The organism is Corynebacterium sp. AOP40-4SA-5 (assembly GCF_052377355.1).
Lineage (GTDB): Bacteria > Actinomycetota > Actinomycetes > Mycobacteriales > Mycobacteriaceae > Corynebacterium.
Map to the genome: position 1 here is coordinate 75,286 of NZ_JBQSWS010000011.1, position 19,821 is coordinate 95,106.

18 protein-coding genes and 4 tRNA genes are annotated in these 19,821 nt (G+C 69.9%); 19 read left to right on the top strand and 3 right to left on the bottom strand.

Annotation, left to right across the window (positions count from 1 at the left end; all coding sequences use genetic code 11):
* Positions 1-104: 104 nt before the first annotated feature.
* Genes ACT3S3_RS08615 through ACT3S3_RS08630 form a run of 4 tightly spaced genes read left to right on the top strand, consistent with a single transcriptional unit; the run spans position 105 to position 4,498 of the window.
* Complete coding sequence (locus ACT3S3_RS08615) at positions 105-1,373, top strand: sensor histidine kinase (RefSeq protein WP_301443526.1); 1,269 nt, start codon at positions 105-107, stop codon at positions 1,371-1,373.
* The gene (locus ACT3S3_RS08620; protein WP_301443525.1) at positions 1,370-2,089 is read left to right on the top strand and encodes a response regulator; all 720 of its coding nucleotides are present in this window, start codon (positions 1,370-1,372) and stop codon (positions 2,087-2,089) included. Before ACT3S3_RS08615 ends, ACT3S3_RS08620 begins: the two co-directional genes overlap by 4 nt.
* A 52-nt stretch (positions 2,090-2,141) precedes the next feature.
* Positions 2,142-2,915: an ATP-binding cassette domain-containing protein gene (locus ACT3S3_RS08625; protein ID WP_301443524.1), complete on the top strand. Its 774-nt coding sequence runs from the start codon at positions 2,142-2,144 to the stop codon at positions 2,913-2,915.
* A complete protein-coding gene (locus tag ACT3S3_RS08630; protein WP_301443523.1) occupies positions 2,912-4,498 on the top strand; it encodes a hypothetical protein in 1,587 nt (528 codons plus the stop codon). Before ACT3S3_RS08625 ends, ACT3S3_RS08630 begins: the two co-directional genes overlap by 4 nt.
* 4 nt (positions 4,499-4,502) lie before the next feature.
* Here the strand turns inward: ACT3S3_RS08630 and ACT3S3_RS08635 are convergent, their stop codons facing one another.
* The gene (locus tag ACT3S3_RS08635; protein WP_441578950.1) at positions 4,503-5,105 is read right to left on the bottom strand and encodes an LppP/LprE family lipoprotein; all 603 of its coding nucleotides are present in this window, start codon (positions 5,103-5,105) and stop codon (positions 4,503-4,505) included.
* Positions 5,106-5,326: 221 nt separating this feature from the next.
* On the opposite strand from ACT3S3_RS08635, the gene ACT3S3_RS08640 reads away from it, so the two are divergent.
* From ACT3S3_RS08640 to ACT3S3_RS08690, 11 genes are all read left to right on the top strand, one after another.
* Entirely contained in the window at positions 5,327-6,142 is an 816-nt protein-coding gene (locus ACT3S3_RS08640) for a pyruvate, water dikinase regulatory protein (RefSeq protein ID WP_301443223.1), read from the top strand.
* 43 nt (positions 6,143-6,185) lie between these two features.
* A complete protein-coding gene (gene ppsA / locus ACT3S3_RS08645) occupies positions 6,186-8,633 on the top strand; it encodes a phosphoenolpyruvate synthase (RefSeq protein ID WP_441578949.1) in 2,448 nt (815 codons plus the stop codon).
* A gap of 118 nt (positions 8,634-8,751) precedes the next feature.
* Positions 8,752-9,018 (top strand): metal-sensitive transcriptional regulator, encoded by a 267-nt coding sequence (locus ACT3S3_RS08650; protein WP_301443225.1) that lies wholly within the window; start codon positions 8,752-8,754, stop codon positions 9,016-9,018.
* Between the two features lie 60 nt (positions 9,019-9,078).
* Positions 9,079-11,247 (top strand): aminodeoxychorismate synthase component I, encoded by a 2,169-nt coding sequence (gene pabB, locus ACT3S3_RS08655; RefSeq protein WP_301443226.1) that lies wholly within the window; start codon positions 9,079-9,081, stop codon positions 11,245-11,247.
* A gap of 42 nt (positions 11,248-11,289) precedes the next feature.
* Positions 11,290-12,027 carry a YggS family pyridoxal phosphate-dependent enzyme gene (locus tag ACT3S3_RS08660; RefSeq protein ID WP_301443227.1) on the top strand — a complete coding sequence of 246 codons (738 nt, stop codon included), beginning with the start codon at positions 11,290-11,292 and terminating at the stop codon, positions 12,025-12,027.
* A gap of 130 nt (positions 12,028-12,157) precedes the next feature.
* Positions 12,158-12,230 (top strand) — tRNA-Glu (locus ACT3S3_RS08665).
* Positions 12,231-12,280: 50 nt separating this feature from the next.
* Positions 12,281-12,354: transfer RNA gene (locus ACT3S3_RS08670), tRNA-Asp, on the top strand.
* Between the two features lie 74 nt (positions 12,355-12,428).
* Complete coding sequence (locus ACT3S3_RS08675) at positions 12,429-13,394, top strand: MsnO8 family LLM class oxidoreductase (protein WP_301443228.1); 966 nt, start codon at positions 12,429-12,431, stop codon at positions 13,392-13,394.
* Positions 13,395-13,482: 88 nt separating this feature from the next.
* A tRNA-Asp gene (locus ACT3S3_RS08680) sits at positions 13,483-13,559 on the top strand.
* 33 nt (positions 13,560-13,592) lie between these two features.
* Positions 13,593-13,665 (top strand) — tRNA-Phe (locus tag ACT3S3_RS08685).
* 73 nt (positions 13,666-13,738) lie between these two features.
* On the top strand, positions 13,739-14,035 hold the full coding sequence (locus ACT3S3_RS08690) for a GNAT family N-acetyltransferase (protein WP_441578947.1): 297 nt from the start codon (positions 13,739-13,741) through the stop codon (positions 14,033-14,035).
* A 10-nt stretch (positions 14,036-14,045) separates the two neighbouring features.
* Here the strand turns inward: ACT3S3_RS08690 and epsC are convergent, their stop codons facing one another.
* Both epsC and cysK read right to left on the bottom strand, forming a co-directional pair.
* On the bottom strand, positions 14,046-14,612 hold the full coding sequence (gene epsC, locus ACT3S3_RS08695) for a serine O-acetyltransferase EpsC (protein ID WP_441578957.1): 567 nt from the start codon (positions 14,610-14,612) through the stop codon (positions 14,046-14,048).
* Positions 14,613-14,847: 235 nt separating this feature from the next.
* The gene (gene cysK, locus ACT3S3_RS08700; RefSeq protein ID WP_301444058.1) at positions 14,848-15,783 is read right to left on the bottom strand and encodes a cysteine synthase A; all 936 of its coding nucleotides are present in this window, start codon (positions 15,781-15,783) and stop codon (positions 14,848-14,850) included.
* A gap of 154 nt (positions 15,784-15,937) precedes the next feature.
* On the opposite strand from cysK, the gene ACT3S3_RS08705 reads away from it, so the two are divergent.
* The 4 genes from ACT3S3_RS08705 to murA all read left to right on the top strand — a co-directional run bounded on the left by ACT3S3_RS08705 (position 15,938) and on the right by murA (position 19,581).
* A complete protein-coding gene (locus ACT3S3_RS08705; RefSeq protein ID WP_301444059.1) occupies positions 15,938-16,750 on the top strand; it encodes an enoyl-CoA hydratase-related protein in 813 nt (270 codons plus the stop codon).
* Between the two features lies 1 nt (position 16,751).
* Positions 16,752-17,234 (top strand): DUF2505 family protein, encoded by a 483-nt coding sequence (locus ACT3S3_RS08710; RefSeq protein ID WP_301444060.1) that lies wholly within the window; start codon positions 16,752-16,754, stop codon positions 17,232-17,234.
* A gap of 196 nt (positions 17,235-17,430) precedes the next feature.
* On the top strand, positions 17,431-18,279 hold the full coding sequence (gene ramA / locus ACT3S3_RS08715; protein ID WP_441578946.1) for an acetate metabolism transcriptional regulator RamA: 849 nt from the start codon (positions 17,431-17,433) through the stop codon (positions 18,277-18,279).
* A gap of 21 nt (positions 18,280-18,300) precedes the next feature.
* Positions 18,301-19,581, top strand: a complete 1,281-nt coding sequence (gene murA / locus ACT3S3_RS08720) for a UDP-N-acetylglucosamine 1-carboxyvinyltransferase (RefSeq protein ID WP_441583139.1) — start codon at positions 18,301-18,303, stop codon at positions 19,579-19,581.
* Positions 19,582-19,821 lie beyond the last annotated feature (240 nt).

The window sequence follows — 19,821 nt, forward strand, 5'->3', positions numbered from 1 at the left end:
AGTCAGCGCGCAGGTTTGCAGACATTGCGCCGGGGCGTCCCGCTCCCACCGCACGGCCACGGCAGGAGAGGGGAGTTGGCCAGCCGGCTGGCTACAGTGGAAGCATGTCAGCCCCGGCCGTGATCCAGCGCCTCCGCCTCGAGGACATCCTGCCCGCCGTCATCGCCGCGGCGGTGGCCATGGTCCACGTACTGATCGCCCTCGATGGCGGGAACGACGGTGTCACCGGTGTGCACAGCTCCATCGCCGCAGTCCTGGCCGTGATGTTCGTCCCGGTCCTGCTGTTCTGGCGCAGACGACCGCTGGCCACCGCCGCCGCGGTGATCGTGCTGCTGGTGTTGTGGGAGGTCAACTGGTTGTGGGCGCTGCCCGGCAACATGGGGGTTACCCCGTTGCTGTTGGCTTCGCCGTTGGTCGTCTACTCCGCTACCCGGCACGGCCGGCCTGCACGCGCCGGGGTGGTGGTGCTGCTGGTCATGCTGGTCGGTGCGATTCTGTCGCCGCTGCTGTGGCGCTTCGAGGACGGCGTCGCCGGCACCACGATGGTCTACGATCCGCTCGCCACCCTGGACTGGCTGCTGATCCAGTGGGCGCTGCTGGTCATGGTGTTCTTCGTGGCGCGTTCGCGCAGACATGCCGCGGCTCAGGCCCGTGAGCTGGAGGATGCTCGGATGCGCATCGCCGAGGACCGGCAGGTGGCGGTGCGCGAGCGCGAACGCGCCCTGATCGCCCGTGAGATCCACGACGTCCTGGCGCACAGCCTCACCCTGATCAACGTGCAGGCAGGTGCCGGTCAGGTCTCCGGGGCGCAGGACGCCGCGCTGCAGGGCATCCGGGAGACCAGCTCGGCCGCGCTCGCGGAGGTCCGTGGCATCGTCCGCGCGCTGCGCTCGAGTGATGGCCCCAGCGATGGTTCCGGCACCGAACCGACGGCCGGCCTTGCCCAGGTCCCTGACCTGCTGCGTAGGTTCACCGAGGCAGGCCTGGTGATCGAGGAACAGCTGCCGGACGGTGCTGGTACGGACGTACCGCAGATCGTTCAACTCGCCGTCCAGCGGGTACTGGCGGAGTCGCTGGGCAATGCGCTGCGCCACCAGGGGGCGGGGACACAGGTGGGCGTCGAAGTGCAGGTCATGGACGATGCCAACCGGGTGGCACTGACCGTCGTCAGCCGCGGCTCTGTCACGGGAGAAGGAGCGCAGGAGGGCTCGGGCACGGGCATCGTCGGGATGCGAGAGCGGGTCACCAGCCTCGGCGGCGACCTCGACGTGGTTTTCGATGCTGCCTCCGACGTTGTCACGGTGTCCGCCGTCCTGCCCATCGACCCGGCGCGCCCCGTCCGCCCGGTACAGAGGAAAGGGAACGGACTGTGAGTGTGACCAGTGATCCGGGGCGTCCTGTGCGCGTTCTGCTCGCCGACGACCAGGCGCTGATCGTCGCGGCGTTGACCACGATCCTTCAGTCGCGGGGCGACATCCGGGTCGTGGCCACCGCGTCCACCGGCTCCGAGGCGGTCGACAAGGCAGGGGAGCAAAAGGTGGATGTGGCGGTGCTCGACATCCGCATGCCCGGCGGCGACGGCATCGACGCCGCCGCGGCGATCCGTCGCAGCCACCCGGAGGTGCGCATCCTGATGCTCACCACCTTCGACGACGAGGAGCTCGTCGCCCGGGCGCTGCGCGTCGGGGTGCAGGGCTTCCTGCTCAAGGACACCGCGCCGGACGCACTGATCGACGCGGTCCACCGGGTGCACGCCGGGGCGTCCGTGCTGTCGCCGGAGGTCACCGGCTACGTGATCGACGCCTTCCGCCGCAACAGCGAGCACCCTGAGCACTCCGCGCAGCCGTCCGGTTTACTGGGCACGCTCACCCCACGCGAGACCGACGTGCTCGCCGGGGTGGCCCGCGCCGAGACGAACGCAGAGATCGCCGCGCACCTGTTCATCGGGGAGGAGACGGTGAAGACCTACGTCTCGCGCCTGCTGGCGAAACTCGGGGTGCGCGACCGGGTGGGCCTGGCCGTGCGCGCCCACGAGTGTGGGGTCGGTACCGGCGGCGTTCCCCCGCGCGGGGGACAGCCCCCGCACTGAATCCACCCCGGGGCCGATGTGCCCGGCATGCCCGCTGAGCAGCATGGAAGGCATGGACAACAACAGAGACAACAACAGAGCCACCCGACCACAGCAACCCTCCCGCAGCACCGCGCCGGCGGTGAGCTGTCGCGGGCTGGGCGTCACCTACGGCGAGCACCGCGTCCTGCAGGACTTCTCGATGACGGTGCACCCGGGGCGGGTGCACGCGCTGCTGGGCACCAACGGTGCGGGAAAGTCGACGTGCTTCCGCGTGATCCTCGGACTGGAGGACCGCCACTCCGGCACCGTGGAGATCCTCGGGCGTCCGCGCGACAGGGAGTCGTTGATCAACATCGGTGCCTCGGTCAACGGCCCCGCGCTGTACCCGCACCTGTCGGCCCGGGAGAACGCGCGCGTGCACGCCCGCCTGCTCGGGTTGGACGACGCGGCGGTGGACGATGTGCTCGCCACCGTGGGCCTGGCTGACGTCGGACGCAAGAAGGTCCGGTCCTTCTCCACCGGCATGAAGGCGCGTCTGGCGCTGGCGATCGCGATGCTCGGCAACCCGCCGGTGCTGCTGCTGGATGAACCGCAGAACGGGCTCGACCCGCAGGGCATCGCCGACCTGCGCACCTTCCTGCGCGCGTGGACCGCACAGGGCGGCACGGTGCTGGTCAGCTCGCACCAGCTCGGCGAGGTCTCCCGCCTCGCCGACGACATCACCGTGCTGGTCGCCGGGCGGGCGGCCTACTCCGGGCCGATCGGCGACTTCGCCGCGCCGGGACACCTGGAGGACGAGTTCCTCCGCCTCACCCAGGGCTACCCGGCGGAGGCGGGACGATGAGTGCCGCGACGTATACCGCGACGTACACCGAGACACGCCACCGCGCAGCTCGGATCGGCACGTGGGGCGGTGTCCTGCGCGCCGAACTGCTGCGCACCCGGCACTCGGCGGTGCAGTGGTTCCCGCTGGTGGGGCTGCTGCTCGGGGTGGTGAGCTCCGGGCTGGCCACCGCGGTCGCCGGGGCGCCGGACGTGGACATCATCGTCTCCTGGCAGAGCATGTACGTCACGGGCATGGCGATGCCGCTGATGGCGTTGCTCGCCGCATTGGCGGAGGGGCGGGAACGCCGCGCGCGCTGCGGTGGCACGGACCTGCGTCCGGTGTCGCCGCGCCGGGTGCGTCTGGTGCGGCTGCTGGTGCTGTGGGCGGTCTCGGCGGTGTTCCACCTGGCGAACTACGGGGCGACCTGGCTCTTCGTGGTCGTCGGTGGTGGTGCAGGCGGCGGCTTCTCCGGCTCTGGCGTGGTGGTGTCCACCGGGGCACTGTCCTGGGTCGCCAGCCTCGGGGTGCTCGCCGTGGTCAGTGTGCTGGCCCGCTACCTCACGGTGGTGCCGGTGCTGGTGCTCGCGGTCGTCGCGCAGGTGTCCGGCACGTTGGCGGCGGAGTCGGGGAGCTGGTTGTTCTACCCGCCGTCCTGGCCGATCCGGTTGCTGCTGCCCGTCCTCGGCATCCACTCCAACGCCGTGCCGTTGCAGCCCGGCGAGATCCTCGGCGGGCCGGAACCGTTGGGCGCGGCGACGGCCGCGGTGCTCAACCTGCTGCTCATCGTGGTGGGAACCGCGTTGGCGGTCACCGTCAGTGGACGCCGCACGTGGCGGCTGCGCCTGGCCGGACACCGGGCAGGACGCGCTGCGTCCGTAGCGTCGCCGACGTCCCCCGCGCCGGTGCCGGCGGCAGGCGCGCTGGCGCGGCCAGGCACCTGCCGGCGTCCTGCGTCCCCGCGTTTCTCGGACGCCCTGGCCGGGGTGGCGCTGGCGCTGCGCGGCACGCTGGCCACCCCCGCGGTCCTTGCCGCGGCGGTGCTGATGCTGGTGGTCGGGGTGGTCTACCCGCCGTCCTACGCCACCCAACTGTGGACGTTCGTGCTGCTGCCCCTGGGCGCCGGCCTGCTGCCGGTGATCACCTGGCCGGTCATGGCCGCGGCGTGGCGGGTGAGCGTGCTGGAGAATCACCGCTCGCCCGGCGCCTACCTGGTGTGGCAGGCCGCCGTGGTCGCGGTACTCACGGTCGTCGCCGCGGTCGCCGCACTGCTCGCCGGGGCGGACGTTGCCCAGGTGCTACGCTCCTCGGCGCTGTCCGTGCTGGTCGGAACGGTGCTGGTGCTGGTGGCGACGGCACTGTGTGCCCGCGTCGGCACCGGGGCGGCGGTGGCGGCGACGGTGCTGTGGACGGTGGTGTCGTTGACGCTCGGCGGCGACGTGCTCGCCGACACCGTCCTGTGGATCCTCGCGGTGCCGGCGTGGCCGCTGACCGCACTGGGCGCCGGACGCACCGGCGTGGCGCTGGTGTTGCTCGTCGTGCTCCTCGTGGCGGGCGCGCTGGGTGCGCGCCGGGAGTTCCGGACCGTCGGACGCCGAGGATAGGGGGTTACCCGGCCGGGGGCACCGAGCCGTGGGGCGGGAGGGCCCCGGTGTGCTCGACACCCTGCGGGTAGAGCACGAAGTGCGAGGTCGCCGACCCACTCGGGGCGGCGGTCGCGTCACCGGGGAGCAGGAACCGGTAGTCGACCCGGATGATGTTGTCGGCGACCCGGCTCACGTGCTGGAAGGGGTAGCTGTCCGTCACGGTGGTGCCGATGTAGACCCCGTGGTCGAACAGGGCGACCTGCTGGGGTGAACTGCCGGTCGCCCCGTCGATGTCGAGGACGACCGTGGACAGCGCCAGGGTGGGGTCGTAGGCGCTGGTGTCGGCGCCCACCTCGCTCCACGGGCCGAGGGCGGTGGCGGGTGTGCGCTCCGCGGCGATGCGGACCGCCTCCTCGGGGGACGGGGCGGACGGTGCCGACGGAGCGGACGGGGCCGTCGGTTCAGCGACGGTGACTGCCGGTACTGCCGGTTCTGCCGGTGCCGCCTGTGCGGCACCTGCCCCGCCGAGGGCGAGGAGGGCCGCGGTGGTGAGCGCCAGGGCGCGGGGGCGGCGGGGCAGGCGGGGCAGGTTGGGATGGTTGCTGGAGGTGTTCCGGGGGTACATGGTCTGTCTCCTTGTCCGGAGGTCTCGGTGGTGGTGATGGTGGTGGTGCTGGTGCAAGGCCCTGCATAGGGTGCGACCGACCCGCGGTGCCGCAGCGTTACGTTCATGCTCCACCTAAGTAGGGGTGAAAGCAGACATGGGTGGAAACCGCGGTGTTAGTGTCGGGTGGTCTCACAGGTGGTGCCGCACGGTGTACACCGAACTACACAGGAGGTGGGGACATGGCGGAACGGCCCGTCTTCTTCGTGTCCGACAGCACCGGCATCACCGCCGAGACCCAGGGCAACGCCCTGCTCGCCCAGTTCCCCGCCTTCAGTTTCCGGCGCCGTGTCCTGCCCTTCGTCGACTCGGTCGAGGCCGCGGCGCGTGCCGTGACCGTCATCGCCGAGGACCGGAGCGAGGGCGACGTCCTGCCGCCGATCGTGTTCGTCACGATCCGCGACGCGGCGGTCGCCGACATCGTCTCCGGGGCGTCCGGCGAGGTCATCGACCTGCTCGGCGCGCACCTGAGTCACCTGGAGGGTCTGCTGGGTGAGCGGCGTACCGGCGCGGCCACCGAGTACCACCGGGTCGGCGACCCGGGCCGCTACCACGCCCGTATCAACGCCGTGGAGTACACCGTCGAGCACGACGACGCCGCCAGCTTCCGCGGCCTCGACCGTGCTGACCTGATCATCCTCGCCCCGTCACGCTGCGGGAAGACCCCCACCGCCATGTACCTGGCATTACAGCACGGACTGCGGGTGGCCAACTACCCGCTGACCGAGGACGACACACCCGGAAGCCTGCCCGACGCCGTCGCGCCTCACCGCGAACGGCTCTTCGGGCTGACCACCACCGTGCAACGCCTCAGCCAGGTCCGTGGCGAACGCCGGCCCGGCAGCAGCTACGCCAGCGCCACCCGGTGCCGGGCGGAACTGCGACAGGCCGAACGTCTCTACAAGGCGCACCGCATCCCCTACATCGACTCCCACGCCATGAGCGTGGAGGAGATGTCCAGCGTCATCCTCACCCGGATGAACCTACGCAACCCCTGAGTAAACCACCCGGGACAACCCTCCCAGAACAGGAACCCACACCATGACCAGGCAGTCACTCTCCATCCTCTGGTTCACCGAGATCGGCATGGGCGACGTCGCCCAGGTCGGCGGCAAGAACGCCTCCCTCGGCGAGATGGTCGTCAACCTCGCCGACGCCGGCGTGCGCGTCCCCGGCGGCTTCGCCACCACCGCCGACGCCTTCCGCGACTTCCTCGCCGTCGACGGCCTCGACAGCCGCATCGCGGAGGTCCTCGAGGGTCTCGACACCGACGACGTCGCCGAGCTCTCCCGCCGCGGCGAGCAGATCCGCGCCTGGATCCTCGCCCAGCCCTTCCCGCAGAACCTCGAGCGCGACATCCGTGACGCGTACGAGGAACTCGTCGCCGCCGACCCGCTGCCCGACGAGGTCACCTGGGCGGTGCGCTCCAGCGCCACGGCGGAGGACCTGCCCGACGCGTCCTTCGCGGGCCAGCAGGAGACCTTCCTCAACATCGGCGGTATCGACAACGTCCTGGAGGCCGTCAAGGCCGTCTTCGCCTCCCTGTACAACGACCGGGCGATCTCCTACCGGGTGCACCACGGTTTCATCCACGCCGACGTCGCCCTGTCGGCCGGCGTGCAGCGCATGGTGCGCACCGACGTCGGGGCGTCCGGCGTGATGTTCACCGTGGACACCGAGTCCGGGTTCGACCGCGCGGTGTTCGTGACCTCCTCCTACGGCCTCGGCGAGGCGGTGGTGCAGGGTGCGGTGAACCCCGACGAGTTCTACGTCTCCAAGCCGGCGGTACGCGCAGGACGCACCGGCGTGGACGCCGTGTTGTCGCGCACGGTGGGGGAGAAGGCCGTGGCGATGCGCTACGCCGCGGGCACCGGCCTGGAGTCCGCCACCCGCTGGGAGGACGTGGAGCCGGAGCAGCGCGTGCGCTTCTCCGTCGACGACGACGAGGTCACCGAACTCGCCCGCCACGCCATCGCCATCGAGGACCACTACGGCCGGCCCATGGACATCGAGTGGGGACGCGACGGGGTGGACGGCAAGCTGTACATCCTGCAGGCCCGCCCCGAGACCGTGGTCTCCCGGCGCGGTGAGGCCGGCCAGGTCCTCACCCGTTTCGAGGTCGACCGCGGCGCCGCCGACGCCGCCGAGGTGCTCGTCGAGGGACGGTCCATCGGCCAGCGGGTGGGCAGCGGCCCGGTGCGCGTCCTGCGCTCGGTGCGCGACATGGACGCCATGCGCACCGGCGACGTGCTCGTCGCCGAGATCACCGACCCGGACTGGGAGCCGGTGATGAAACGCGCCTCGGCGATCATCACCAACCGCGGCGGACGCACCTGCCACGCCGCGATCATCGCCCGCGAGCTCGGCATCCCCGCCATCGTCGGTACCGGTGACGCCACCGCCGTGCTGCCCGACGGCGAGCAGGTCACCGTCTCCTGCGCCGAGGGCGACACCGGCCGGGTGTACCGCGGTGCGGTGCCCTTCGAGGAGAAGGAGACCCGGCTGGACGCGATGCCGCAGATCCCGACGAAACTGATGATGAACGTCGCCACCCCCGACCAGGCGTTCTCCTTCTCCTCCCTGCCGAACGCGGGCGTGGGCCTGGCGCGCATGGAGTTCATCATCAACCGGCAGATCGGGGTGCACCCGCGCGCCCTGCTGGAACGCGACACCCTGCCGGACGCACTGCGCGACGAGGTCGACGCCACCACTGCCGCCTACCCGTCGCCGAAGGAGTTCTTCATCCGGCGCGTCGTGGAGGGCGTGGCGACCATCGCCGCCGCCTTCGACCCGAAGCCGGTGATCGTGCGGCTGTCGGACTTCAAGTCCAACGAGTACGCCAACCTCGTCGCCGGTGAGCTGTTCGAGCCGCACGAGGAGAACCCGATGATCGGCTACCGCGGTGCCGCGCGCTACGTCTCCGAGGACTTCCGCGAGTGCTTCGCCATGGAGTGCGAGGCGCTGCGCCGTGTGCGCGAGGACATGGGCCTGGCCAACGTGCGGGTGATGGTGCCGTTCGTGCGTACCGTGGCGGAACTGCAGGACGTGCTGGACGTCATGGCGTCCCACGGGCTGGTGCGCGGCGAAGGGGCCACCGGGGCGTCCGACGCGAACGGCGCCGGGCTGCAGGTGGTGATGATGTGCGAGGTGCCGTCGAACTACCTGCTCGCCGAGGAGTTCCTCGACCACGTCGACGGGTTCTCCATCGGCTCCAACGACATGACCCAGCTCGTGCTCGGCGTGGACCGCGACTCCGACCTGGTGGCCCATGATTTCGATGAGCGGAATCCCGCGGTGCTCAAGGTCATCGGCTCGGTGATCCGCACCTGCGTGGAGCGCGGCAAGTACGTGGGCATCTGCGGACAGGGCCCGTCCGACCACCCTGACCTGGCCGAATGGCTGGTGGAGCAGGGCATCGGGTCGATGTCGCTGACCCCGGACACGGTGGTGCGCACCTGGCTGCGACTGGCCGGGGAGGCCGCCGAGTAGCACCCGGGTACGGGGCCGGCCGCCGGGACCGCCCCGGCGGAATACCGGGTGCACCGTACCGCGCCGGGTACACTGTCCGGGTCCCCTCACAAAGATCCGAACTCTCCAGGAGCCTCCAGTGAAACTCACCGACCCCACGTCCGACGCCGTGCTCAAGCGGCTACGGCGCGCCCGCGGCCAGCTCGACGGCGTCATCACGATGATCGAGAACGACCGCGAGTGCCGCGACATCGTCACCCAGCTCGCCGCCGTCTCCCGCGCGCTCGACCGCGCCGGGGTGAAGGCCATCTCCGGCGGCATGCGCGACTGCCTCTCCGCCCCCGAGGGCACCGCCCCGGAGGACTGGGAAGAGGAGATGGAGAAGCTCTTCCTCTCCCTCGCCTGACCCCTGTACGACCCCTGTACGACCCCGGCCCAGCGGGTTCCGGGCGGTAAGGTGTTCCCGGTGAACAGCACGTCTCTCCACACGCCGCTCCGAACCCTGCTGGTGGACAACCACGACTCCTTCACCTGGAATATGGTCCACGACCTGACCAGTGTGAACGGGGTTGAGCCGGTGGTCGTCCCGAACGACTGGGACCGGTGGGACACCGAGGGGCGTCAGCTTCTCGCCACCGTGGACAACGTCGTCATCTCCCCGGGGCCGGGCACCCCGCTCATCCCGGACGACGTCGGCATCTGTCCCGCGGTGGTGCGCGCCGCCGTGGCGTCCGGCATCCCGGTGCTGGGCATCTGCCTCGGCCACCAGCTCATCGCGCACATGTACGGTGCGACGGTGGCACCTGCGCCCGAACCGGTGCACGGCCGGGTCAGCGCGGTCGAGCACGACGGCCGCGACCTCTTCCACGGCCTGCCCACCCCCGTCGACGTGGTGCGTTACCACTCCCTGGCGGTGTCGGACGTCCCGTCCGGCATGACGGTCACCGCCGGTACTGCCGGTACAGACGGGGTGGTGATGGGCGTCAGCGTCGTCGACGACCTGCTGTGGGGTGTGCAGTTCCACCCCGAGTCGGTGCTCTCCGGCCACGGCCGGGAGATCTTCGCCAACTTCGCCGCCCTGACCCGCACGCACGGCCGGGCACGCACCGTGAGGAACAGGGTGCTGGCCCTGAGCGTCCGGGACACCCGGGCCTTCTCCGGGGAACTCTTCGAGCGTTTGTATGGCCGTACCAGCGACACCTCCACCCACTGCGTCTGGCTCGACGGCAACCGGGCGGACGACCCGCGCGCCCGTTTCAGCGTGATGGGCGCCTCGCGTACCAGCGTCACCGCCGTCGCCGGCGGGCAGGACGCTCCCTCGACGGTGACCGTCCGCGACGCGGACTCCGGTGACGGCGCCGAGACCGTCGAGACGGACGTCTTCACCTGGCTGCGCGGTGACCTCGCCCGCTGCAGGATCACCGGCGACTCCGCGTCCGTGCCCGGCTGCGGGTTCCGCCTCGGCTGGGTCGGCTACCTCGGCTACGGGCTCAAGGCGGACTGCGCGGTGGGGGAGGGGGCCGCCACCCGCCACGCCGCGCGCATCCCGGACGCCGGCCTCGTCCTGCTCGAACGCGCCGTCGTCGTCGACCACGGGACCGCGCAGGTGCACCTGCTCACGCTCGACGGCGCGCCGGACGGAGCGCAGGACGCCGCCTGGCAGGACCACGTCGCCGGCGTCGTGCGGGAGCTGGAGAACCTGCAGGACGCCACGGCGTCCGGGGCGTCCGGGGCGTCCTGCGCGGTTCCGGCAGCCGACACCAGCCTGGCGGTGACCCTGCACGGGCGCGCCGACTACACCGCCAGGGTGCGCGAGATCCAGCGGCTGATCAGCGCCGGGGAGACCTACGAGGCCTGCCTGACCACGACCCTCGAGGTCACGCCGGGGAAATCGATGCAGGAGCAGGGGACGCCGGACACGCTGGGGCTCTACCGCCGACTGCGCGCCGACAACCCCGCCCCCTTCGGTGCCTACCTGCGCCTGCCCGGGGCGACGGTCATGTCGACCTCCCCGGAACGCTTCCTCAGCGTGGACGCGGCCGGACGCGTCACGTCCTCCCCTATCAAGGGGACCCGGCCGGTCGGCGCCGACGCCGCGCACGACGACCGCATCCGCGCCGAGCTGCGCGCCAGTGAGAAGGACCGCGCCGAGAACCTCATGATCGTCGACCTGGTGCGCCACGACCTGGGACGTGTCGCCGCGCCCGGGACCGTGGAGGTGCCCGAACTCTTCGCCGTGGAAAGCTACGCCACCGTCCACCAGCTGGTCAGCACCGTCACCGCCGATCTCGCCGCCGGACGCGACGGTCTCGACGCCGTGCGCGCCGCCTTCCCGCCCGGGTCGATGACCGGGGCGCCGAAGGAACGCACGATGCGCATCCTCGACGAGCTCGAGGACGGACCGCGTGGCGTGTACTCCGGTGCGGTGGGCTACCTCTCGCTCGACGGGGCGGTGGACCTGTCCGTGGTGATCCGCACCCTCGTGGCCGAGGACGGTGACGGGGCCGGTGACGGGGCCGGTGGCGCACGGCTGACCTACGGCGTCGGCGGGGCGGTCGTCGCCCAGTCCAGCCCGGACGGCGAGTACGACGAGACCGTGGTCAAGGCCGCCCCCGTGCTGCGGCTGTGTGACTGACTGCAACTGATCGCGACGACTGTGTCCGATAGTCTGGACGCCATGGATACCGTGAATGCAGACGGCGAGAATCAGGACGTCCGGACGTTGCGCGAGGCCGTCGCCGAGGTGCGCGCCCAGGTCGACGCCGCCGCGCTGGCCGCCGGGCGCGACCCGGCCGCGGTGCGTCTGCTGCCGGTCAGCAAGACCGTGCCCGTCGACCGGCTGCGCCACGCCGTGGACGCCGGCATGCACGAGTTCGCCGAGAACAAGCCCCAGGAGGTCCAGCGCAAGGCCGTGGAGATGGCCGACCTGCCCGTGCGCTGGATCGCCATCGGCCACCTGCAGACCAACAAGGCCAAGCTCGTCGCTGAGCACGCCCACGAGTTCCAGGCGCTGGACTCCGTGCGTCTGGCCGAGGCGCTGCAGCGTCGGTTGGCCACCGCCGACCGCACGCTCGACGTGCTGGTGCAGGTCAACACCTCCGGCGAGGAGGCCAAGACCGGGGCGGACCCGCAGGACGTCCCGGCGATCCTCGACGCCGCCGCCGGCTGCGACCGGCTGCGCGTGCGTGGGTTCATGACCGTGGCGACCAACACCGGTGAGGAGCGGGAGGTGCGCCGCTGCTTCGGCCAGCTGCGCGGCATCCTGGAGACCGCCCGGGAGGCCGCGGTGGTCGACCCGGAGTTGCTGACCGAGCTGTCGATGGGCATGTCCGGGGACTTCCGCACCGCGATCGAGGAGGGGGCCACGTGCGTGCGCGTGGGCACGGCCATCTTCGGCGCCCGTGACTACCCCTAGAAATGTGCCCTGACATGGTGGTTTCACCCCGTGTTGGAGTTTGGGCGGTCGGTAGTTTATTCTGAACGGGCTGCCGAACAGGAGCGGATGCGGGGACGATGTCACCGTGCACACTTCTGCTTGAGGTAGGGCTCCCATCGTCTAGTGGCCTAGGACTCCGCCCTTTCACGGCGGCAACACGGGTTCGAATCCCGTTGGGAGTACTGCGTAAGACCGGTTCTCTCATGATTCGTCTTCCGTACAACAAGATAATGGCCCTGTGGCGCAGTTGGTTAGCGCGCCGCCCTGTCACGGCGGAGGTCGCGAGTTCAAGTCTCGTCAGGGTCGCAAGTCACAGCGGGCGCACACCATCACGGTGTGCGCCCGCTGTTCTCGTGCGCGGGGTCTCTAGGGTGGGGGACATGCGATACTCCCTGCTCGACCGCGCCAACACCGTCGTCGGGACGTCGGACGCTGCGGCGCTGCGCCGCGTCGTCGAGCGCGCGGGACGCGCCGAGGCGCTCGGCTACCACCGCTTCCTCGTCGCCGAACACCACGGCGTCCCGGGTATCGCCGGCAGTGCGCCGGGCGTGCTCGCCGCCGCCGTCGGCCAGGCGACGTCCACCGTGCGCGTCGGTACGGCCGGCTTCATGGTGCCCGACCACGCGCCGATCGTCGTCGCCGAGCAGGCCGCCGTGCTGGCCGCGTTGTTCCCCGGACGCGTCGACATCGGCCTGGGGTCCTCCGTCGGCTTCACCGGTGCGGTACGCCGGGCGCTGCGCCAACCGCAGGACGCCGCGACGGCGCGCGAGGGTTTCGCCGGCGACCTCGACGAGGTGCTGGGCTACCTGCGCGCCGGCGGGGACGGCGCGTATGCGCCTGAGGTGACGATGCGTCCTGCGCTCGCCACCGCCCCGCCGGTGTATCTGCTCACCGGTGGATCGCCGCGCAGCCTCGCCCTGGCGGCGCGACACGGCCTTGGGGTGATCCTCGGCGGGCCGGACCCGGGCAGCGTTGGCGGCGGGGAAGACGTCACGGTGGAGGAGACGGTCGTGTCGCGCACCGTGGCCGTCGCGCCCACCCGGGAGGCCGCACGCGACCTCGTCCTGCCGGAGGTGTGGGCACAGGTCATGTCGCGCAGCACGGGCGCCTTCATGCCGCTGCGGCCCGTGGCGGAACTCGACGAGGCCGAGCTGACCGCGCAGCAACGCCGGCGCGTGGGCCGGGCGTTGGAAAACACCGTGTTCGGCACCGCGCAGGACGTCTCGGCGGCGCTGCACGCGCTGGCGGAGCGCACCGGTGCGTCCGAGATCCTGGTGACCGGGGGAGCGTCCGACCCGGCGGGGCAGGAGCGCAGCGATGCTCTGCTCGCCGGAATATTCGCCTGACCTGGGCATTTGTCTGATTGTGGTGGTGCTGTGTACAGTATCCCATCGTGCACAGCGATCGGCTCCGGCCGGATCGCTGGTAGTGCACGGCCCTGTGGCGCAGTTGGTTAGCGCGCCGCCCTGTCACGGCGGAGGTCGCGAGTTCAAGTCTCGTCAGGGTCGCCAGATCGTCCGAAGGTCCAACCTCCGGGCTTTCTTGCCCAGATAGCTCAGTTGGTAGAGCGTACGCCTGAAAAGTGTAAGGTCCCTGGTTCGATCCCTGGTCTGGGCACACTCAACATCCCCCTCGGTGAAGTCACCCGAGGGGGATGTCGCGTATGCGGGGGCGGGTTACACTCGGTGCTATGAGTACTGAAGACAACCGGAGCATCACGGTCACCCACGACGTCGACGGCGCACGCTACGTGCTGCAGGTCGACGGGGACACCGCCGGCGTCGCCGAGTACGTCCAGGTCGGTGCCGTGCGCGACTTCAACCACACCGTCATCGACCCGCGGTTCCGCGGACAGGGCCTGTCCGCCCCGCTGATCTCCGCCGCGTTGGACGCCACCCGCGCCGAGGGGTTCGGCGTCCTGGCGTCCTGCTCGGCGGTGGAGGGGTTCATCGCCAAGAACCCGTCCTACCAGGACCTGGTGCGCTAGAGACGGTGCGCTAGATGTTGTTCTGCATGTCGTTGACGTAGCCCGCCGGGTCGACCAGCGGGGTGCGCTCGTCGGCCTTGCGGTGACGGACCTTCGCCGGCGCGCCGATGAGGATGGAGTCCTCCGGGGCGTCCTTGGTGACCACCGAGTTCGCGCCGATCGCCGAGCGCGCGCCGATGGTGATCGGGCCGAGGACCTTCGCGCCGGCACCGACCATCACCCCGTCGCCGATGGTGGGGTGGCGCTTACGCTGCACCAGCTCGGAGCCGCCGAGGGTGACGCCGTGGTAGAGCATCACGTCGTCGCCGATCTCGGTGGTCTCACCGATGACCACGCCCATGCCGTGGTCGATGAAGAACCTGCGCCCGATGGTGGCGCCGGGGTGGATCTCGATACCGGTCAGGAAGCGGGTGAACTGGCTCAGGATGCGGGCCGGGCCCTTCGCGCCGCGGCGCCACAGCCGGTTGGACACCCGGTGGCTCCAGATCGCGTGCAGCCCGGAGTACACCAGTGCGTTCTCCAGGTCGCCGCGGGCGGCGGGGTCGTGCGTCCTGGCGTTGTCCAGGTCTTCCTTCATGGTGCTCAGCAGACTCACCGGTGGAGTCCTCCTTCTTCTTCTCGTACTTGTCGTACTTCTCGTTCTTGACGTCGGTGTGGCGGGCCGCGCGGAAGGTCGCGGTCGGTCGCTGCACGCGAAACGGCCCCGGCGCCGGGGCGCGTCCGTACAGGCGTGATGTCACCTGATGATACGGACGTTTCCGTGCGTCGGGGCCGTGAGGGTCGGGAGCGGTTCGCCCCGACCATGCTCCTGACTAGTCGCGCAGGTCGTCGAACAGGAGGGTGGAGACGTAGCGCTCACCGAAGTCGGCGACGACGGCCACGATCAGCTTGCCCTCGTTCTCCGGCTTCTTGGCCTCCTCCAGGGCGGCCCAGATGTTCGCACCGGTGGAGATGCCGACGAGGATGCCCTCCTTGGCGGCGAGCTCGCGGGCGTACTTCACCGAGTCCTCGATGGAGGCGTCGTACACGTCGTCCAGGATGTCCTTGTTCAGGTTGTCCGGGAAGAAGTTGGTGCCGATGCCCTGGATCTTGTGCGGCCCGAAGGTGCCCTCGGTCAGCAGCGGGGAGTCCTTGGGCTCGACGCCGACGATGCGCACCGAGTCGCTCTGCTCCTTGAGGTACTTGCCGGCACCGGAGATGGTGCCGCCCGTGCCCACACCGGCGATGAAGACGTCGACCTTGCCGTCGGTGTCCTCCCAGATCTCCGGGCCGGTGGTCTTGTAGTGGACCTCGGGGTTGGCCGGGTTGGCGAACTGGCGGGCCAGCACGGCGTTCTCGGTGGACTCCACGATCTCGTTGGCCTTGTCCACGGCACCCTGCATGCCGGCGGGCGGCGGGGTGAGGACGAGCTCGGCACCGAGGGCGCGCAGCATGATGCGACGCTCGAGGGACATCGACTCCGGCATGGTCAGGATGACCTTGTAACCACGGGCGGCACCGACGGTGGCCAGGGCGATACCGGTGTTGCCGGAGGTCGCCTCGACGATGGTGCCGCCGGGCTTGAGGGTGCCGTCCTTCTCGGCGGCCTCGATGATCGCGACGCCGATGCGGTCCTTGACGGAGTTACCGGGGTTGGCGGACTCGAGCTTCACCGCGACGGTGCCGGGGAGGCCCTCGGTGAGCTTGTTCAGCTTCACCAGAGGGGTGTTGCCGATCAGGTCGGTGATGTTCTCGTAGATCTTAGCCATGCTGGTGAATGGTCCTTTCGTGTCCCTCAGTCCAACAGACCGATCGGTCTGTCTGTATACCGGGGCCAGTCTACACAAAGCCACGGTCCACCGCCATGCCCGACGACCTGCTGAACCGGGGCGCAGGGGTACCCGGCTGTGACACAATCGGGGCATGAGCGAACACACAGTGCACAACGACGAGACGTCCTACGAGACCATCACCACCGCGACCGGCGGGGCCGACGGCGCCGTCGCGACGATCACGTTGAACCGTCCCAAGGCGCTCAACGCCCTGAACCAGACGGTGATGGAGGAGGTCGTCGGCGCGCTCGAGGCCTTCGACGCCGACACGTCCGTCCGTGCGATCGTGATCACCGGTTCCGAGAAGGCCTTCGCCGCCGGCGCCGACATCACCCAGATGAAGGACCAGACCTGGCCGGACATCAAGCTCAACCGCTTCTACGCCATGTGGGAGCGGGTCACCACCGTGCAGACCCCGATCATCACCGCCGTCTCCGGTTTCGCCCTGGGCGGCGGTTGTGAGCTGGCGATGATGGGCGACATCATCCTGGCCAGTGAGAAGGCGAAGTTCGGTCAGCCGGAGATCACCCTCGGCGTGATCCCCGGCATGGGTGGCACGCAGCGCCTGACCCGGGCGGTAGGCAAGTACAAGGCCATGGACCTCATCCTCACCGGACGGACGATGGGCGCCGAGGAGGCCGAGCGCTCCGGCCTGGTCTCCCGGGTGATCCCGGCCGAGGGCTTCCTCGACGAGGTCGCCACCGTCGCCGACACCGTCGCGGCACAGTCCGCGGTCGCGCTGGCCGCGGCCACCGAGGCGGTCGACGCCGCACTGAACACGCCCCTGACCGAGGGGATGCGTCAGGAGCGCGAGGCCTTCTGGGGCCTGTTCGCCACCGAGGACCAGAAGGAGGGCATGTCCGCCTTCGTCGAGAAGCGCAAGCCCGAGTGGAAGCACCGCTGACATGGCCAAGAGTGTGGAGCTGACCAGGACGGTCGACCTGCCGCTGGAGACGGTGCACGCCGTGGCGTCCTCCGAGGAGTACCTGCTGACCGTGGACGACGCATCGACCTCGAAGCTCGTCGTCACCGAGGCGGAACGGGAGGTCGACGCCGACGGCACCGTGCGCGCCCGCGTCGTCGCCGCCCGCCAGAAGGACGACGGCAGCCCGGGGTTCGCCATGGAGCAGACCACCGACGTCACCGTGATCGTCGACGACGGGTTCACCTCGAGCACCGTCACACCGCTGCCCAAGGGGATGGGCACGATGACCGTCGTGATGGCCTACACCCGGGACGGAGAGGGGTCGGTCCACGTGGACGCCGAGATCATCGCGGAGGTGGGGATCCCGCTGGTCGGGGGAAAGATCGCGCGCAAGCTCGTCGACGGGGCGGACAAGACCGTCGACAACGGCCTGGACCGGATCGTCCGACTGGCGGGTAGGTAGGGAATCGGGGGTATCCCCCTTTTGTTCGCGGGGGTGGGTATAAGCTCCCCGAGGGGGAGGGTGGTCTCCGAGACCTGCAGGTTTTGGGGGAATACGCTGAATTTTCTATACTCGGACCCTGTAAAGCCCGCGTTCCCCCGCACTCGGGTGTGACCTGATCGGGGGGTGACATCCGATCACAACAGAAAGGTGCGCCGTGGAGCAGCTGCGTCACCGAGATGATGACGACGCCATCCGTTCAGCACTGTCGTCCCTGAAGAACTCGACGGGGATCCCCGTCACGATGTTCGGGTCGTGCCAGCCGGACGGACGCATGGTGATCAACCAGTGGGTGGGGCTCCGGACCCCCGCACTCAACAACCTCACCATCGACTCCGGCCAGGGCGTCGGCGGCCGGGTCATGGCGACCCGCCGGCCGGTCGGTGTCTCCGACTACGCCCGGGCGAAGTCGATCTCGCACGAGTACGACCGTCCGGTCCGCGACGAGGGACTGCACTCGATCGTCGCGGTGCCCGTGATCGTCGGACGTGACATGCGCGGCGTCCTGTACGCCGGCGTGCACTCGCCGGTGCGCATGGGGGACAAGGTCCTCGAAGAGGTCACGATGACCGCCCGCGTCCTGGAACAGGACCTGGCCGTGAACATCGCGATGCGCCGCACCGACGGCGGTGCGTCCCGCGAGAGCTCGGCGAAGCCGCCGCGCGCGATGACCGGCGCGGAGTGGGAGCAGGTCCGCGCGACCCACTCGCGCCTGCGCATGCTCGCCAACCGCGTCGTGGACGACGAGATCCGTCGTGACCTGGAGATCCTCTGCGACCAGATGGTCAGCCCGGTGCGGGTCGAGCAGACCACGAAGCTCTCCGCCCGCGAGCTCGACGTGCTCGCCTGCGTCGCCCTGGGGCACACCAACGTGGAGGCGGCCGACGAGATGGGCATCGGCGCCGAGACGGTGAAGAGCTACCTGCGCTCGGTGATGCGCAAGCTCGGCGCACACACCCGCTACGAGGCGGTCAACGCGGCCCGCAGGATCGGTGCACTTCCCTGATCCGTAGGTAGGATGTGAGGGGTGAAAGATCATTTCCTCGTAACTGGTGGTGCCCGTCTCGACGGTTCGGTCCGTGTGGACGGCGCCAAGAACAGCGTCCTCAAGCTCATGTCGGCGGCACTGCTGGCGGAGGGGACGACCGTCCTGCGGAACTGTCCCGACATCGCCGACGTGCCTTATATGGCCGACGTCCTGCGGGGGCTGGGATGTGAGGTGGAGCTGGACGGGGGGACCGTCACGATCCACACCCCGGCGGAGATCTCGCCGAACGCCGACATCGACGCGGTGCGGCAGTTCCGCGCCTCGGTCTGCGTCCTCGGGCCGCTGACCGCACGGTGCCACCGCGCCGTGGTCGCCCTGCCCGGCGGCGACGCCATCGGCAGCCGCCCCCTCGACATGCACCAGTCGGGGCTGGAGCGCCTGGGCGCGAAGACCCGCATCGAGCACGGTTGCGTGGTCACCGAGACCGAGCGCCTCACCGGCGCGAAGATCATGCTCGACTTCCCCTCCGTCGGCGCGACCGAGAACATCCTGACCGCCGCGGTGCTCGCCGAGGGCGTGACCGTCCTGGACAACGCCGCGCGCGAGCCCGAGATCGTGGACCTCTGCCACATGCTGCGCGACATGGGCGCGCACCTGGAGGGGGAGGGGAGCAACACGATCACCGTTACCGGTGTCGACAAGCTCAACCCCGTCGAGCACGAGGTCGTCGGTGACCGCATCGTGGCGGGCACCTGGGCCTACGCCGCGGCGATGACGCGCGGCGACATCACCGTCGGTGGCATCGACCCGGCACACCTGCACCTGGTGCTGGAGAAGCTGAAGCTCGCCGGGGCGAAGGTCGAGACCTACCCGACGGGATTCCGTGTCACCCAGGACGAGCGACCGACCGCCGTGGACTACCAGACCCTGCCCTTCCCCGGGTTCCCCACGGACCTGCAGCCGATGGCGATCGCGCTGTGCGCGGTGAGCGCGGGGATGAGTGTGATCACCGAGAACATCTTCGAGTCACGCTTCCGCTTCGTCGACGAGATGACCCGGCTGGGATCCGACATGACCATCGACGGTCACCACGTGAGCATCAGGGGAGTGGAGGAGCTGAGTTCGGCGCCGGTGTGGTCCTCGGACATCCGGGCCGGTGCCGGCCTGGTGCTCGCCGGGTTGTGCTCGGACGGCGTGACCCAGGTCAACGACGTCTTCCACATCGACCGTGGTTACCCAGGGTTCGTGGAGAAGTTGGTGGACCTCGGCGCCACGGTAGAGCGGGTCACGGCCGGCGAGGGACGGCATTCCCGGCACTGAGCGCTGTGACCAGGCGTTTTGTGTGTGCCGGTCGTCGTGTGTAGATTAATGCGAGTCAGAGCGACCGACACCGCAGAGAATGCGGCAGGAAAACGGGCCTGACGATCTACACGAAGTTCGCTTCCTTCCTGGAGGATGCGGCGCCGACCGGCCGATTTGCACAGCAGAGCGGCGAGGTTGTAGAGTACAGGGCCTGCCACGAAGTGAGACACCGACCGGATCGGTTGTTGTCAGTGCTGC

Coding starts and splice junctions, on each gene's coding strand:
- ACT3S3_RS08615 (WP_301443526.1), top strand. CDS start 105: ATGTCAGCCCCGGCCGTGATCCAGCGCCTCCGCCTCGAGGACATCCTG.
- ACT3S3_RS08625 (WP_301443524.1), top strand. CDS start 2,142: ATGGACAACAACAGAGACAACAACAGAGCCACCCGACCACAGCAACCC.
- ACT3S3_RS08630 (WP_301443523.1), top strand. CDS start 2,912: ATGAGTGCCGCGACGTATACCGCGACGTACACCGAGACACGCCACCGC.
- ACT3S3_RS08635 (WP_441578950.1), bottom strand. CDS start 5,105: ATGTACCCCCGGAACACCTCCAGCAACCATCCCAACCTGCCCCGCCTG.
- ACT3S3_RS08640 (WP_301443223.1), top strand. CDS start 5,327: ATGGCGGAACGGCCCGTCTTCTTCGTGTCCGACAGCACCGGCATCACC.
- ppsA (WP_441578949.1), top strand. CDS start 6,186: ATGACCAGGCAGTCACTCTCCATCCTCTGGTTCACCGAGATCGGCATG.
- ACT3S3_RS08660 (WP_301443227.1), top strand. CDS start 11,290: ATGGATACCGTGAATGCAGACGGCGAGAATCAGGACGTCCGGACGTTG.
- ACT3S3_RS08675 (WP_301443228.1), top strand. CDS start 12,429: ATGCGATACTCCCTGCTCGACCGCGCCAACACCGTCGTCGGGACGTCG.
- ACT3S3_RS08690 (WP_441578947.1), top strand. CDS start 13,739: ATGAGTACTGAAGACAACCGGAGCATCACGGTCACCCACGACGTCGAC.
- epsC (WP_441578957.1), bottom strand. CDS start 14,612: ATGAAGGAAGACCTGGACAACGCCAGGACGCACGACCCCGCCGCCCGC.
- cysK (WP_301444058.1), bottom strand. CDS start 15,783: ATGGCTAAGATCTACGAGAACATCACCGACCTGATCGGCAACACCCCT.
- ACT3S3_RS08705 (WP_301444059.1), top strand. CDS start 15,938: ATGAGCGAACACACAGTGCACAACGACGAGACGTCCTACGAGACCATC.
- ACT3S3_RS08710 (WP_301444060.1), top strand. CDS start 16,752: ATGGCCAAGAGTGTGGAGCTGACCAGGACGGTCGACCTGCCGCTGGAG.